At 42.3% G+C, this 14619-nt stretch carries 15 protein-coding genes; 12 read left to right on the top strand and 3 right to left on the bottom strand.

The genetic code is table 11. The annotated features are described in order from the left end of the window. Nucleotides 1–378: 378 nt before the first annotated feature. A complete protein-coding gene (locus tag ID165_RS14335) occupies nucleotides 379–522 on the bottom strand; it encodes a hypothetical protein (protein ID WP_192085510.1) in 144 nt (47 codons plus the stop codon). Between the two features lie 21 nt (nucleotides 523–543). On the opposite strand from ID165_RS14335, the gene ID165_RS14330 reads away from it, so the two are divergent. Then, a complete protein-coding gene (locus tag ID165_RS14330; RefSeq protein WP_192085509.1) occupies nucleotides 544–1653 on the top strand; it encodes a histidine kinase in 1110 nt (369 codons plus the stop codon). Continuing rightward, entirely contained in the window at nucleotides 1622–2350 is a 729-nt protein-coding gene (locus ID165_RS14325; protein ID WP_192085508.1) for a LytTR family DNA-binding domain-containing protein, read from the top strand. The genes ID165_RS14330 and ID165_RS14325 overlap by 32 nt, the downstream gene beginning before the upstream one ends. Here the strand turns inward: ID165_RS14325 and ID165_RS14320 are convergent. Together ID165_RS14320 and ID165_RS14315 are read right to left on the bottom strand one after the other, a co-directional pair. Continuing rightward, the gene (locus ID165_RS14320) at nucleotides 2347–4977 is read right to left on the bottom strand and encodes a lantibiotic dehydratase (RefSeq protein ID WP_192085507.1); all 2631 of its coding nucleotides are present in this window, start codon (nucleotides 4975–4977) and stop codon (nucleotides 2347–2349) included. The genes ID165_RS14325 and ID165_RS14320 overlap by 4 nt on opposite strands. A 451-nt stretch (nucleotides 4978–5428) precedes the next feature. Further along, nucleotides 5429–6235, bottom strand: coding sequence for a LytTR family DNA-binding domain-containing protein (locus ID165_RS14315; protein ID WP_192085506.1), 807 nt, complete (start codon nucleotides 6233–6235; stop codon nucleotides 5429–5431). A 432-nt stretch (nucleotides 6236–6667) separates the two neighbouring features. Here ID165_RS14315 and ID165_RS14310 point away from each other — a divergent pair, with 432 nt between their 5' ends. The 10 genes from ID165_RS14310 (at nucleotide 6668) to traJ (ending at nucleotide 14619) form a co-directional block, all read left to right on the top strand. Then, nucleotides 6668–7465: an RteC domain-containing protein gene (locus tag ID165_RS14310; RefSeq protein WP_192085505.1), complete on the top strand. Its 798-nt coding sequence runs from the start codon at nucleotides 6668–6670 to the stop codon at nucleotides 7463–7465. Between the two features lie 81 nt (nucleotides 7466–7546). Next, nucleotides 7547–7978, top strand: coding sequence for a hypothetical protein (locus tag ID165_RS14305; protein ID WP_192085504.1), 432 nt, complete (start codon nucleotides 7547–7549; stop codon nucleotides 7976–7978). A 10-nt stretch (nucleotides 7979–7988) separates the two neighbouring features. Beyond that, nucleotides 7989–8291: a DUF4134 domain-containing protein gene (locus tag ID165_RS14300; protein WP_192085503.1), complete on the top strand. Its 303-nt coding sequence runs from the start codon at nucleotides 7989–7991 to the stop codon at nucleotides 8289–8291. A 13-nt stretch (nucleotides 8292–8304) separates the two neighbouring features. After that, nucleotides 8305–8745, top strand: a complete 441-nt coding sequence (locus ID165_RS14295) for a hypothetical protein (protein WP_192085502.1) — start codon at nucleotides 8305–8307, stop codon at nucleotides 8743–8745. A 61-nt stretch (nucleotides 8746–8806) separates the two neighbouring features. Beyond that, the gene (locus ID165_RS14290) at nucleotides 8807–9136 is read left to right on the top strand and encodes a DUF4133 domain-containing protein (protein WP_225586740.1); all 330 of its coding nucleotides are present in this window, start codon (nucleotides 8807–8809) and stop codon (nucleotides 9134–9136) included. A 2-nt stretch (nucleotides 9137–9138) separates the two neighbouring features. Continuing rightward, on the top strand, nucleotides 9139–11565 hold the full coding sequence (locus ID165_RS14285; RefSeq protein WP_192085501.1) for a TraG family conjugative transposon ATPase: 2427 nt from the start codon (nucleotides 9139–9141) through the stop codon (nucleotides 11563–11565). 12 nt (nucleotides 11566–11577) lie between these two features. Next, nucleotides 11578–12267, top strand: a complete 690-nt coding sequence (locus ID165_RS14280) for a conjugal transfer protein TraI (protein WP_192085500.1) — start codon at nucleotides 11578–11580, stop codon at nucleotides 12265–12267. Then, on the top strand, nucleotides 12254–12916 hold the full coding sequence (locus ID165_RS14275; RefSeq protein WP_192085499.1) for a hypothetical protein: 663 nt from the start codon (nucleotides 12254–12256) through the stop codon (nucleotides 12914–12916). The genes ID165_RS14280 and ID165_RS14275 overlap by 14 nt, the downstream gene beginning before the upstream one ends. Nucleotides 12917–13037: 121 nt before the next feature. After that, entirely contained in the window at nucleotides 13038–13556 is a 519-nt protein-coding gene (locus ID165_RS14270) for a TerB family tellurite resistance protein (RefSeq protein ID WP_225586739.1), read from the top strand. Between the two features lie 76 nt (nucleotides 13557–13632). Continuing rightward, nucleotides 13633–14619 (top strand): conjugative transposon protein TraJ, encoded by a 987-nt coding sequence (gene traJ, locus ID165_RS14265; RefSeq protein ID WP_225586737.1) that lies wholly within the window; start codon nucleotides 13633–13635, stop codon nucleotides 14617–14619.

The following is a 14619-nucleotide window of genomic DNA, read 5'->3' as shown; positions in this document are numbered from 1 at the left end:
ATTATATTAGTTTGATCTAAAGTTTATTTACTTATTTGAACCAACCATTCTATTTAAAGGTGGAGCTTTTTGTGAATGGTTGTGTGGATCTATTTGAAGTAGTTTACTACCCCTGCTGGAATCAAGCTGTATAGGCAGAGAATTGTGAGCAATAAATTCTTCAAATGATTATCTACTGGGTTTTATATTTTCTTCCTTAAAAGTATAATGCAGTGTAGGTATAGCTTCTTCATGGTGTAGGATCAAAAAAAAAGACCTGCACAGTGGCAGGTCTCTTAGAACCGGGGATTTTTTAATGGTAATTACCTTAAAATATCCGGTACAGCTTGCGGACTTCATCTGAAGTCTTTCTAAACCACATCAGTTCGGACGCTCCGATTAAGCACGGGTTATGGTGGTACGGCACTCCCTGAAGAAGCTTCTTGTAGCCTTTCCTTTGTTGTTGCTTTTTTCCTGATAACTGATTTTCCTGATGGATGAGAGTGCCTTTTGACATTCCTCCAAAGTTTGTTTGTTGGTCATAACGTATAATTTTTTTGAACCATGGAAACTAGTAATTCTAAGATGATCCCTGACCAGTTAGGTGTAAAGGGCAGGGTTTTAGGTGTAATTGACATGCTGTTCAAGCCTACCCTATACCCCCTCTATTTACTTTTCCTGATATTTCTTTTGTATGCATTCGTTGATCTGGTTGCCACCTTTATAGAATTCGGTGAGGTTGACGGATGGTTGATGGCCCAATACCATTTTATAGCGGGATACCTGATTTGTTCCTTATATTTTAAACTGGTACTCCCTGAGTTTATTAACCATAAAAGAAGGATTCGTGCGGTGTTTTACTTTCTGCTACTATTTTCCAGTTTAGTAGCTGTGAAACTGCTGGTACATAATGTTTTCCTGGGTACACTTTCACTATCCAAAAGTTTCCTTGTCATTGAATTCACCCGCTTATTTCATTTTTTAATTTTAACCTCGGTGGTCTGGGCCTATTATAATAATCTTGAACTAGGGAAGAGTAAGTATGCCGTGGAAATCAATCATGAAAAGTTGAAGGTAATGCACCGGTCTATGCAACTCAGTTCCCATTTTGTCTTGAATTCTTTGAGTATCTACCAGTCTAAAATTATCAAACTGTCGCCGGACTTGGCGAGAGAATTTTCCCATTTGACTTCCTTACTCAGGTATAGTTTCAAGGAATTAGGTGAACCTAATTTCCTGAATGAAGAAGTAAAAGCAGTGGGAAAATACCTTCAAATCCAGAGCATGAGATTTCCACAGCTTTCTTTACATGCAGCTATAGATGTGCCTTCTATAGCCGACAAGCTTCCTATGCCCAAGATGTGTCTACTTACCTTGGTTGAGAACGTGTTTTTCCATGGAGATTACACAGATACGAACCATCCCTGCAAAATTGAATTCCTGCTTGTTCAGGAGGATTTAACAGCGGGTTGGGTGTTCAAAGTCAACATCACCAACAAAGTCCAAAACAGGGGGATAAAGCCCCGGTCAGGATTTGGTTCCTCCTCTGTTTTCCGTGTGTTGGGACATGAATTCGGGGATGGATTCCATTACAGGGTAGAATCAGATGAGTCGAATTATTCCTTACTACTAAGAATACATTATGGAAAAACGATACAAAGTAGGTCTGATTGACGATGAAGAACATATCTTGGATATTCTGATCCAAGAAATATCCATGCTACCCGACTTTGAGGTGGGATTTTCAACAGTAGATCCGGTGATGGGATTGGGATACCTACAGGAGGGAAAGGCGGACATCCTGATTACCGATATTTTGATGCCTGAACTGGGGGGACTTGAAATATCCAGAAAATTGATCGATTCAGGAATTCCGGTGATTATCTGTTCCGGACATTCCAGGTATGCTTCGCAGGGGTACAAAGTGGAAGCACTTGATTTTTTGGTGAAACCACCTGAAACCATTGAATTGACTGAGGCACTGGAAAAGGCAAAGAAGAAAATGGATACACTCTACTGGGTTAGAAAAGAGTTGGAAGGAAACATTCGGGTGATAAGCGATAAACTCGGCTACAGGCATCAGGTGTTTAATCCCTCACAAATCTTATACATGGAACAGCAGAATAAAATATCCATTGTAAAACTGGATGACGGAAGTGAATTTACAATGCACTATTCCTTCATGGAAAGTATGGGAAAGCTCCGCTCCAGGTATATGGTCAGGGTACACCAATCATTTGCGGTAAATATCCTCAAGATAAGAAAACTACATCCTGAGGAATGTGAGCTCGTCTCTGGGGATATGATCACTATGAGCAGAACCTACAAGGATGAGGTGAGACGGATTTTTGACAACAGAAGGATTAATTAAAAGGGACTTTTTCTGAGTATTCGGTTACCTAGCGTTTGAATAGGCTGTTGAAATGCATAGACTTGTTTCCCTATTTCCCTATAAAGCCTATAGCGGATCCTCCGCTCATAATCCTGGGTTTCCAATGGAAAGAATCTGTTGATCATCATGTGTAGGTGGTTGGACATTAGGTGGATTGCTGAATCTTCCTTGCTGTGAAAATATTCATGGGAGCTAATGAGTTCAAGGTACTTTTCTGATTCAAAACCTAGGGTTTCAAAAGTGGATGCGTATTCAAAGCAGGATTTAAATGTCTTTACCTCATCCCAAGGCATACTTTTCACATCTTCTTTGAGATGGGAGAATACTCGGGAAAGGTAGGGGGATTGGAAAAAAATGATCCTCCATAAGTGGACAACAAGGTCTTCTTTATACTTGGGTGGATAGTTCAGATATAAAATTCCTTGGAATTTGGTTGCCAGAAATATAGATTCTAGATGAAAAAGCAGGTGTGAGGTTTCTAATCCTGAATTTCCGTATTTGGCTGTTTCCGGAAAATAGGAAGCTGTTTTCCAGTTCAGGTCTTCTTGTAAAAAGAATTCAGAGAATGAGGCTAGAAGTGTCCTTTTATCAATCGGGGCTATATCCAGAAGGCGTAAGCGGATTTCTGTGGCTCCGTTTTTTCCATAGAGAAGATAATACCAGACGGGTGTCAGGGAGCTGACCTGAGGCTCTTCCATCTGATGGAGCAGGCGCTCTAAAACTTCCGGGATTTCAGTAGGGTTTATAGTGAGGGTGAAGCAAAGACAGTTTTTATGGGTATGGGTAATGGGATTGAATGACAATTTTGATCTCTTGACAAGCTGTGGTCGGGAGTGTTGGAACACAAACTGGGGATAGGCAGCTGTACTGTCTGCTGCACGGAACAGGCCTGCTGGAAACCAATTCGGGTCGCTCAGGGTAAGGGTTTGGTCACGTTGAAGTTCCTGCCAAAGTATTTTTAAATCATCCGGATTGTTGGGGTTTAGCAAAAGTTCCCTGTCAGTATGCCCAGCCAGTATATGGAAGGGAATCTCCAGATCTTCTAATTTCTGTCGGAGTTCTTTCGGTGTGGCTAATGTATCTCTGTTCAGCTTCCATTTTCTACTCTGAAGGCATAGTTGACCCCACTTCAATTGTGGGCAATAAGGGGATTGGGAAAGGATGTTGTGCTTATAAGGTAAAAATCTATACCTGTCATGGTGGGCTATTTCCCAAAGTAACCGTAGGATAGGATGGGTGATCTGCTCACCATTCAGGGGATGCATGATGACCGGGATTACTTGCTTGCCGGTATATTTATGAATCAGTTGGATACGGTTTTCCCAGATTCCAAGGTAGAGCTCATCAAAACCCAGCTGTTTTGGGGTCTTGGATTTAAATGGTGTGATTTCATAGTCAAAGACATTCTCCACATTACAGATATGCTGGATAGGTGCTGCTTCCAAAAGCTGGACATTTGCATAGAGGGTCTCAGCATCGGTATATACACTCTTTTTGATCTGCTGAGATAGGTCTTTGATGTTCGGATCCCTGTTGAATCTCCCGGTATAGACAAAGGGTCGGTTACAGACCATATTTTCTATGATTGGATTTCCCAGAGCATCTAGGCGAAAGAGAATCTGTACATCATGGATCTCCTGCTGCAGTTCTTTTTTGGCAAAGAACTTCTTCAAGTCTATGGATTTCCGCTCATGATTTCCCAGAATAGTTGGGGTAATATCCTCATCCATACCTGCTTTTTCCGGTTGAAGAAACTGCCCGGCTAGAAACTCGGTATGACTCAAGAGATCGCTGAGGCAGACGTATCGGTCATCAAATTGAGTTGTGAAAAAGTTCTTGAAATCCCTGATGTAAGAGCTTTCCTCCTTAGAAAAAATACTTCCAGCTGAATTGATGAATTCCATCAATTGTTCCCTGATGCCCTCAGGTAACTTTAATCTGTTTTTCACTACCATGTCCACCCCTGACTGCTTATTGTCAAATAAGTATTCCGGCGCTAAAAAACCGGAATCAAGGACCTGTTCCCACAGTAGCTTTGCCTGCGCTGTAGGGGGTGTGGCTAGCTGTGTGCTAAGCAACTGCTGAAACTTATTGAAGTTTATCCCCTCTTTGGAAGTTGTTTTGATCAAGGCCTCAAATAGGGGGTTGACCGGAAGCTTGCATCCTTTCCAACTACGGCTAATAGTGTCAAAAACCAAGGCATGATAGTATTTATGTCTTTTGTAGATCCCTGGAACCAGGTGGTAATTTGACAGGAACCGATCTGGGTTTGATTCAAGCTGCTTTTCAAATCCATGAGGGCTCTTTCCATTAACTTCGGATGTCTGAATAGGGAAATTTATCAATATTTCCTTTTCCCAGGTTCCAGTACCCACCCCTGCAAATCTACCGAATGGGGTAGGGCGGAAGCGGCCTCTCAACAGGTATTTTCTGAGTTTGATTCTTTGTCTATGATCCAGGTCTTTATAGACTTTTCCTTCCAATTCATTATAAAAGGCAGTTGAGGAAAGTTTGATGGCCTGGAGAATGCTGTCCCAATGTAGTGCTATGCGTGACGGATTATCATGGTCAAACTGGAAAAGCGGAAGCCGGTATAGAAATGACATAATGGATTGAAATTTTTATTCAATCCTACCTGATTTTGCGATTGATTGGGTGTTTTTGGTGTAGATGGAGGGGATTCGGGTGAAATTGACGTATATTCCTTTACATTTAAAAATTGTTTCAGCTAAACAAATACGGTGGTGTACATTCTTGGAGAAGTAGGGTTTAAATGATGGCTTAAATTATATATCCGTTTTATTTAGCAGTAAAAGGAAATGGGGTTTCGAAGGACATGATCAAAAAATGTTTTCATAAGTAGAGTTACTATTTAGCTTTTAGTGCTATGCAACAGCATACCAATAACCACCAAACCAATGCCTAATAATGCAAACATATCAGGAAGCAAAATATTGATAAATATTATTTCCCCAATGATATAAGGTGTTGATTTTAAGGGGTAACAATCAAAAAAAAATAAGCATGGATAAGAAGAGTTGGTTGATTTTATTTGTCTCACCGTCTGATCCATTCTTTGAATTTTCCTGCTCTACTCTGGCTAACTGTCACTTCTTCATGGAATGAGGGGGAAAGATGCACGAACAGTTTCCCATGCCCGTTTGACCGAAAGTCCTGACAGGAGCGGTACTGGATAATCATTTTCCTGTTTATCCTGAAGAAATCACGGGGTGGTAATTTCTGCTCCAGTTCATCCAGGGTTTCATTGATGAAATAGGTGGTTTGGTTGGATGTCACCAGATAGTTCATTCTGTCTTGGTGGTAAATGAAACGTATATTTTGCAGTTCCATGGGAATAGTTTTGGTTCCCTGTTGTACAAGCAGGATTTCCATCTCGGTTTTGGTGTATGTATTGCCTTCTCGGTTTCTTAGGATTTGGTAATAGAACAGGTAATAGATATTGAAAAGGAACACTGGCAGCGCCATGGCCGGTATAGAGTTGTTTAGTCCGGGATTTGCGGAGGATGTGGTTAGACCAAAGTACCATTGATAAAGAGACAGGAAAAAGTAATCTACTACCCCAGGTAGGAGCACTCCAAGTGTAAACTGTAAGGTGAGACGAAGGAGTGGGCTATCTTTCCAGTCATATTTTTTGTCAAGCTGAACTGTCACCCAATGGATAAATTCAATGAAAAGAAAGGCCATTAAGAAGGCCGCCAACAACTTTACGAAAAATGAATTGTTGGAGAGTGAATCCAAAAAGCGCGCCCCGGTGCCGTACATAGCCACAAGGAATGCAGCGATTACACATAAAAGTATGCGCATCACCTGATCGTTATATCGTACCGGGAGCTTCCTTTTCACCAAAACAAAAATGTTTGTTTCCCTTCCTCCATTATTGGAATCAGGAAAATTGCTGATCCTTGCTTAAACTGAGATCCTAGGTAGATAAGATAATAAACTCTTCGTTAATTTTTGAAAGGATTGGGTTATAGGTGCTCTAAATATAGTTAAATGGCACTTTTAACAGCGGTTTTATAGTAGTAAACCCTGAATAAGGCATTATTTTTCAAGCGTGTTTAGTGGCATTTCATTCCTATAATCACCTGATTCATTTTTTCAATTGAGTCTTTTTTAAAGTTTTTCCCCTAGTGATCCTATGTTTGTGGCCGGCCTATTTGGTACCCAGGCTTAAGGAAATATTTAACTCGCGGGCAGTTTTTAACCGGGATTTATTTCCCACTAACCTCTCATATTATGGATTACAATGAACAATTTAGTCATCTTTTTTTAAAGATGAAGGAGGAAATTGCAGCTATAGGATCAACTTCTTCCAACCCACTAGTAAGAACTGAACAGGCCTATCTTATTGCTTCTGATTATTGCAGCAAAGTGAAGGCTTCCGACGTTTTTGATACTCAAGAATCTGAAATAGAGTTTTTCAAGAAAATAAGACCTGGGTTTGAAGCCGAACTGATCTACTTTGGTGAGCTGTATTATTTAATCTCTTCATTGCCAGAAGGGAAAAAGAACCGGATAAAATACTTAGAAAGCCAGTATGTTCCTATAATGATGTACAGGAGACGATATCAATCATTGTATGAATACTGGTGTTTGGATCGATCGGATTTGGATCAACAACTCTTTGCCCGTCAGGGTCTGAAAGATTTTATCTTTTTTTCCCGACCCTTGCCTCACGGGGATCCTAATTCATTGCCTGTAGGTAAGGTCTTTGCTAGGTTTCGGGCTTATCAGGAACTTCATGGGTATCTGCAAAAAGAACTGGGAAAGCTAAGTAACAAAGGAGTGAACGGCATTAACCATTCTATCCGGTGGACTGCGACAAAAGCCGCATTAGTGGAGCTTGCTTATGCTTTGAAGGCCTCGGGTGCCATAAATAACGGAAATGCATCTATCAGGGATATTGCAACCCATCTGGAAAACGCCTTCCATCAGGACCTATCCCAGTTTTACCGCACTTTTCAGGAAATACGTATCCGGAAGAACAGCCGAACAACTTTCCTGGACCGTCTTAAAGACAAGCTGGAGCGCTGGATGGATAATACAGATCTAAACAGTAGGGGAGATATCTGAATTTTTTTCTCCCCCTTCGGTATTCAGTGTGGAAGATTTTTGAAATTCCGCCCCAGTTTGCATGCTCAAAATCAAGCAGATATGATGGATGCAATCTCCTGGGGCGAATTTCTACAAGGTCTGGCAACAGTATTGGTTTTTTACTACTGCTATGTACTTATTCGCTATTTCCGTCCAGAGTTTTCGGGAATATTGAATAAGATTCAAGAGAACAGTGCGACTACGCTTTCTAAGGGAACTAGTAAGCATGATGGGTTACTGATGGAAAAATTGGCCAAGCTGATCGACGAGATAGACACAGATGTCATTCCTATATGCAGCACAAGTGAAGAGCTTCTTGGCAAGCTCAGGATCAAGCTGCAGATTCTTAAGGGGGATGAGGGATTAGCTGTCCGTTCTTTGCTAGCTAGGCATATTCTCCTTTCAGCTCAGGTGCATGCGCTAGCTATATCTGAAGAAGACATTCAGGAACTGCTAGACCTTCCTCATACCGCAATTTCAACACGAACATAACTATACTACTATGAAGAAAACCACAAGATGTATCGGTACGGCTTATTTATTCCTGATAGCAGGAATTGCATCTGCCCAAGATGGGGTTGCGGGAATTACCGAGGCCTCCCAGCAGGTAAGGGGGTACTTTCAGGCAGGTACAAATCTAATGTACGCGATAGGGGCAATAGTAGGGCTGGTAGGAGCGGTAAAAGTATTCAACAAATGGAACAATGGTGAACCGGATACCGGTAAAGTGGCAGCTGCATGGTTCGGTTCCTGTGTGTTTTTGGTTGTGGTGGCTACCGTACTTCAGAGTTTCTTCGGAGTCTGATCAAGCAGGGGATATGGATCAACTCGAACTGAGAAAGAAGGGAGTTCTCCCAGTAATTGATGTCGCCGGGCATTGCTTTACGGTGGATGTCCGGCTAAATGAATTAAGGAATGTGGATTTTCCTTGGAAAAAGCTCAATCTGGATGAGATGGTAACAGGCCCAGATGGGAGACATTACCTGTTTTTCTTTGATGTGAAGAATATGTGCATTCTGCACTCCTCCCCGGATTTGGTCGCTGTACCTGACCATGTGGTTCTGGTGAAAATTCCAGATGAAATGGGGCTGGATCCTGTAGGCTTAGCAAGAAATTACGGATTGGGTGACGAGTATTTTCTTAAGATGCATCCTTTCGACCCTGTGCCCTCTGCACAAATTACTCCCTTAGAAAATTCCGGGTTGTTGGAGTTTGTAGCGGAAAACAGAAAGCGGATAAGAGAAAGTCATTTCGGATGAAAATATGCCAATAGGTAATTCCGGACTCATAATCTTTAATGAATACAAAACAGTGTGTCATTTGAAACTGAACATGATTCAATACGAGGTAAATAAAGGGATAAATAAGCCGATTGAGATTAAAGGGCTAAAGGGACAGTATATCGGATATTTGGCTGCAGGTGTGGGTATGACTTTGATAGTCTTTGCACTGTGTTATGTAGCAGGCCTTTCTATGTATGCTTGTCTGGCCATTGCTACGGTGCTCGCAGGCGCTGTCTTCTTTACAGTTTTTCATTTGAGTGCGACTTATGGGGAACATGGGCTGATGAAAAAAATGGCCAGAAAACAGGTTCCAGAAAACCTGGTAATACGTAGCCGGAATTGTTTTACAGGATTAATGGCTCAGTAACTATGGATCTGCAAAAAATGTTTCCCTTATATAAACTTGAGCACGACATGATTCTGTCCCGTCCGGGAGATATGACAGTAGTCTTTGAAGTGGGATTGCCAGAAATATTCTCACAAAGTCCTGCAGGATATGAGGCAGTTCAGCATGCCTGGAACAAAGCTATAGGTCTTTTGGAGGGAAATACTGTGTTGCATAAACAGGACTGGTTTGTTGATGATTCTTACTTTGGAAAATTCGAGGGGGCCGAACATTCCTTTCATTCACTTTCCAGCGAGCGATTCTTTGCGGAAAGACCACATCTGGCACATCGCTGTACTTTATCAATCACCAAACGTCCAAAAGGAAGTAAGCTTGGGAACTCGTCTATGTCAAACCTGTTGCGGAAATCCCTGCTTCCTCTTGAATCGTTTGAAAGTAACAGAACAGAAGAATTCCTTAATACAGTAGGACAGCTCAACCAGATTTTGGCTGATGCGGGTATTACTTTGAACCGGCTGACCGGGAGGCAAATTGCCGGAACATCCAAGAAAACTGGATTGATTGAAGAATACCTTACGCTGGGTAATCCTGAAGTCCTTCAGGATATCCAGTTCAAACCTGAATGGAGAATAGGTGAAAAATTTGTCCAGCTGTTTTCTATGGGAGATGTTGAAGATTTGCCTTCGTCTGTGAGCCCATACCGCACCTATGAGCCCTACGGCACGGATAAGACAACATTTCCTATAGGATTCGCTACATCAGTCGGATGCCTGTTGCCTTGCAACCATATATACAACCAGTTTCTTTTCATAGAGGACCATAGAAAAAGGCTCAAAGAACTGGAAGCCAAAAGACTCCGATTGGAATCACTGTCAAATTATTCCCGTGAGAATGCCATTTCAAGGGATGCTACTGCAGAGTTTCTTAATGAGGCTATCTCAACGGGAAGAAAAGCGGTCAAAGCACACTTCAATGTGATGGTGTGGACGGATGATAGGCAAGAGGTAGGAAAACTCCGCAACTTAACAGCCGGAGCTCTTGCGAAGATGAATGTGGTACCCAGGTTGGAAACGGTTGGGGCTGCCCAGATTTTCTGGGCTGGTCTGCCTGGCAATCAGGCTTCATTTCCAGTCAATGAGACGTTTGACACTTTTATCGCACAGGCCACTTGCTTCTTTAATTCAGAAACCCATTACCTCACTTCCCGCAGTCCGGTAGGAATAAGGTTTGGAGACAGGATCACGGGATATCCTATTCATGTGGATATTTCTGATGAGCCCATGAAACAGGGGCTGATCACCAACAGGAACAAGTTTGTGTTGGGGCCTTCCGGATCAGGAAAGTCCTTTCTTACCAACCATATGATGAGAACCTATTATGAGCAGGGTGCCCATGTGGTTCTGGTAGATGTAGGGCATTCCTACCGGGGGCTTTGTGAGTTGATGAAGGGCTATTACTTCGCCTATGAAGAGGAAAATCCCATCTGTTTCAATCCTTTTTACATCGAGGGAAGGAAACGTCCGGATACGGAGAAGAAAGAAAGTCTTAAGACGCTTCTTCATGCACTATGGAAGAAAGATGATGAATCTTTTCGGAGATCCGAATATGTGGCATTATCCAATGCACTTTCAGGATATTTTGAGTTGTTGGATAGAGAGCCGGAGATATTTCCATGCTTTGATACTTTCTATAGGTATGTGGGAAAGGAATTCAGGGAAACATTGAAAAATGATGGGGTAAATGCCCGGGATTTCGATGTGGAAAATTTCATGTTTGTGCTACGTCCTTATTACCGGGGAGGGGAGTTTGACTATTTGTTAAATGCACGGGATAATCTGGATTTGCTGCATCAGCGGTTCATTGTCTTTGAACTGGACAATATCAAGGACCATCCTATTCTGTTCCCTGTGGTGACCCTGATGATCATGGAGATCTTCATCTCCAAAATGAGAAAACTAAAGGGTATCAGAAAGATCATCCTTATTGAGGAAGCCTGGAAGGCTATTGCCAAAGAAGGGATGGCAGAGTACATCAAGTACCTATTTAAAACGGTAAGGAAGTTCTTCGGTGAAGCTATGGTCGTAACCCAGGATGTAGAGGATATTATCTCCAGTCCTATAATCAAAAATGCAATAATCAACAATGCTGATATAAAGATCTTGCTGGATCAGAGCAAGTATCAGAACAAGTTCAATGACATACAGGAACTTCTGGGATTGACTGACCAGGAAAAAGCAATCATCCTTTCCATGAACAAGGCCAAGGAACCCGGCAGAAATTACAAGGAAGTGTACATCAGTATCTATCAGAAGGTCTTTAGAGTTGAGGTGAGCAAGGAGGAATACCTTACATATACAACCGAGGAACGGGAAAAAATGAAGGTCGAGGAATATACCATCAAGTATGGTTCCAGGAAAAAGGCTATAGAATTACTTGCTGCAGAACATTAACACTTTAATCTTATGAAGTTAAAAATCAAAATTTTATCTATGATATTTCCATTGGCAATCGGGTTGACGGTTTTGCCAACCCAGACCACTTCTGCCGTTCCTATCACCTTGATTATGGAAGTCGTAAAAGCCGCTGTGAAAAAGGCAATTCAGGCAATTGACCTGAAAGTGCAACGCTTGCAAAACCAGACAATTTGGCTTCAGAATGCCCAGAAAGTTCTTGAAAATAAGCTCAGCAAACTTAAGCTTCAGGAGATTTATGACTGGAGTGATAAGCAGCGGGAACAGTATGAGGGATTATTCCAGGAACTATGGAAAGTCAAGAGCCTGATTTCCCAAATCAACAGGGTAAAGGAAATCGCTGACATGCAAAAACAGCTTGTAAAGGAATACCAACAAGCTTGGAGCCTGGCAAATAGCTCTTCGGTTTTGCGGTCAGAAGAGAAAGAGCTTATTGGAAAAGTGTACCAACGCATATTGAACGCCTCTTTGGAACACCTTAACCACCTCATGGGTATCATGACCTCATTTACCTCCCAGATGAATGATGCGGACAGGCTTGCCACCATCCATCTTACTGAGGATAACATCCGGAAAAACCTGGAGGAGCTGAGAAGGGTGAACGCACAGAATTATAAAATCATGCATTCCCGAACTATGAAGTCTATGAACATCATAAAGGAAAATTATGGGGTGGATTGACTATATCTTCATGCGGGTATCCTGCACGGCCATTCTGCTGATGCTTTTAGGTACAATGACGGAAGGGCAGACGCTGCAGGAATGGACTAAGCAGAAGCAACTACAGACTGCCTATAAAGTCAACCAGATTGTAGCTCTTAAAGGTTATCTGGAAGTGGCTAAAAAAGGATATGAGATCGCCAGGGTAGGATGGAATCTGGTCGACTTGGCACAAGATGGAGAGTTTACCTTGCACCGGGATTATTTTGCCTCCCTTACCAAGGTTCATCCGGTGGTGGCTAATGACCCTACTGGGAAGCATATAGTTTGGATCTACGGTCAGATTCAAAAGGAGGTGGATTGGATGGGGACTTATCTGAAGAGTAACGGGAAATGGGGGACATCGGATACCTCACACATACTTGGATTCAACCAAACCTGTCTAACAGAATCTGGGTATATGGTCCGCGAACTGGATGACTTGCTTACTTCCCTTACTTATGATATGGAAGACGGCGAGAGAATGGAGTTGATAGCAAAGTTGGACAAGGAAATTACCAGACTCTACTCTGCTCTTAAACTATACAATGGGCAGATCCGACAGCTTAATCTACACAGGAGCAAAGATGATCTCGAAAGGAATCAAATCAAAGCGCTATATAATGATTAGACACTATAGACAATTCATATTGACTGGGTTAACCTTGGTATGTCTGATGTGCCCCTTAAGCGGGAAATCCCAGGCACACGAAGCGACACAACTTATATTGAATTACGAAAAACTGACCCAAATGAAGAAAATTTTACAGAACATGTATGAGGGATATGTGATTCTGAACAATGGGTACAATAGCGTAAAGGATATAACCGAGGGCAATTTCAAGCTTCATGAGGCATTTTTAAACGGATTGTTAAGTGTGAGTCCTGAGGTGAGGAAATATTATCGGGTTGCTGAAATTATCCGGGTCCAACAGTGGATTATAAATGAATATCAATCCACTTATAAAGAGGTGAAAAAAGATATTGTCTTCACTCCAGCTGAACTGGCTTATTTGGGGGATGTCTATGCCGGACTTTTTAAAACATCCCTACAAAATCTGGATGAACTGGCAATGATCCTTACTGCGGGAGAATTACGCATGTCGGATTTTGAACGGCTGGAGGCGATAGACCGCCTTCACCTTGAGATGTCAGGTGTCCTTGTTAGTGTTCGGGAATTTAACAGTGAAATCTCTGCTGTTTATAATCGGAGGGTACGGATGAAGAAAGAACAGGAGACCATAGGGACATTAGTCGGGATAAATCCCTGAATTATGTTCTCTAAAATTGGGAGATGCCCTGAGGTTGTTATTAGGTATTTAAGTATTAGACCATACATAATCTTCTATGCATAATCGAGTATTTATTATGGTTATCAGTTTGTTGTTGTTGGATTTGACTTCAGTTCAAGCCCAGACGGTTTCAGGAAGTGTTGATGGCTTGCACCAGGTGTTGGCCAGACTATATGATGAAATGATTCCATTGGCAAGCAATCTAATCACGGTAGCACGTGCCTTGGCCGGGTTTGCGGCCATCTGGTACATTGGATACAGGGTTTGGGGGCATATAGCCAGAGCGGAACCCATCGATATGTATCCTCTGCTCCGCCCTTTTGCAATAGGCATTGCCATCATGTTGTTTCCCCAGGTGTTGGCCGTGATCAACGGAGCCATGTCCCCTATAGTCAGGGCAACCTCTGAAATGGTGGAGGGAAGCAATATCGCCATTTCCAGACACCTTGAAGAAATGGAAACGGAGGAACCGGAACCTTACCTGAATTACCTGAATGAAAGTGGGGCCCAACACCATCCGGAAAACATTAAAGAGGTGGGTATCTGGGAGAGGATGACCAACGAGCTTTTTGTGTCCAACCTCAAAGCGGTAATGAATAAAATGATCTCATTGCTTCTTCAGGTTTTATTTTTTGCGGCGGCGCTTTGTATCAATACCATCCGGACATTTCAGTTGGTTGTGCTTTCAATCTTAGGCCCGCTTGTTTTTGGTCTGTCTGTCTTTGATGGATTTCAGCATACGCTGGCCGCCTGGTTTGCGAGATATATCAATGTTTCTATGTGGCTTCCGGTAGCAAATATCTTTGGTGCTATCATCGCTAAAATCCAGCTTAACATGCTTGTGCTGGATGGGGATTTTGTCTCCTCTATAGGATACCTGGTTTTTATGGTGATTGCCATTATCGGTTATCTCACAGTGCCTAATGTAGCCTCATTTATAGTACAGCCGGGCGGGAGGGACAGCCTTTTGAATAAAACCAGCAGTGCAGCCATTTCAGGCGGGGCTGCAGGAGCTCATGCAGTTAAATACCTGATAAAATAA

It is taken from the genome of Algoriphagus sp. Y33, assembly GCF_014838715.1.
In the GTDB taxonomy this organism is placed as follows: domain Bacteria; phylum Bacteroidota; class Bacteroidia; order Cytophagales; family Cyclobacteriaceae; genus Algoriphagus.
This window is presented reverse-complemented; position numbering and strand designations above follow the sequence as displayed.

Excerpts from the sequence above, each read along its gene's own strand:
- ID165_RS14335 (WP_192085510.1), bottom strand. The coding sequence starts at position 522 with ATGACCAACAAACAAACTTTGGAGGAATGTCAAAAGGCACTCTCATCC.
- ID165_RS14330 (WP_192085509.1), top strand. The coding sequence starts at position 544 with ATGGAAACTAGTAATTCTAAGATGATCCCTGACCAGTTAGGTGTAAAG.
- ID165_RS14325 (WP_192085508.1), top strand. The coding sequence starts at position 1,622 with ATGGAAAAACGATACAAAGTAGGTCTGATTGACGATGAAGAACATATC.
- ID165_RS14320 (WP_192085507.1), bottom strand. The coding sequence starts at position 4,977 with ATGTCATTTCTATACCGGCTTCCGCTTTTCCAGTTTGACCATGATAAT.
- ID165_RS14310 (WP_192085505.1), top strand. The coding sequence starts at position 6,668 with ATGAAGGAGGAAATTGCAGCTATAGGATCAACTTCTTCCAACCCACTA.
- ID165_RS14305 (WP_192085504.1), top strand. The coding sequence starts at position 7,547 with ATGATGGATGCAATCTCCTGGGGCGAATTTCTACAAGGTCTGGCAACA.
- ID165_RS14300 (WP_192085503.1), top strand. The coding sequence starts at position 7,989 with ATGAAGAAAACCACAAGATGTATCGGTACGGCTTATTTATTCCTGATA.
- ID165_RS14295 (WP_192085502.1), top strand. The coding sequence starts at position 8,305 with ATGGATCAACTCGAACTGAGAAAGAAGGGAGTTCTCCCAGTAATTGAT.
- ID165_RS14285 (WP_192085501.1), top strand. The coding sequence starts at position 9,139 with ATGGATCTGCAAAAAATGTTTCCCTTATATAAACTTGAGCACGACATG.
- ID165_RS14280 (WP_192085500.1), top strand. The coding sequence starts at position 11,578 with ATGAAGTTAAAAATCAAAATTTTATCTATGATATTTCCATTGGCAATC.
- ID165_RS14275 (WP_192085499.1), top strand. The coding sequence starts at position 12,254 with ATGGGGTGGATTGACTATATCTTCATGCGGGTATCCTGCACGGCCATT.
- ID165_RS14270 (WP_225586739.1), top strand. The coding sequence starts at position 13,038 with ATGAAGAAAATTTTACAGAACATGTATGAGGGATATGTGATTCTGAAC.
- traJ (WP_225586737.1), top strand. The coding sequence starts at position 13,633 with ATGCATAATCGAGTATTTATTATGGTTATCAGTTTGTTGTTGTTGGAT.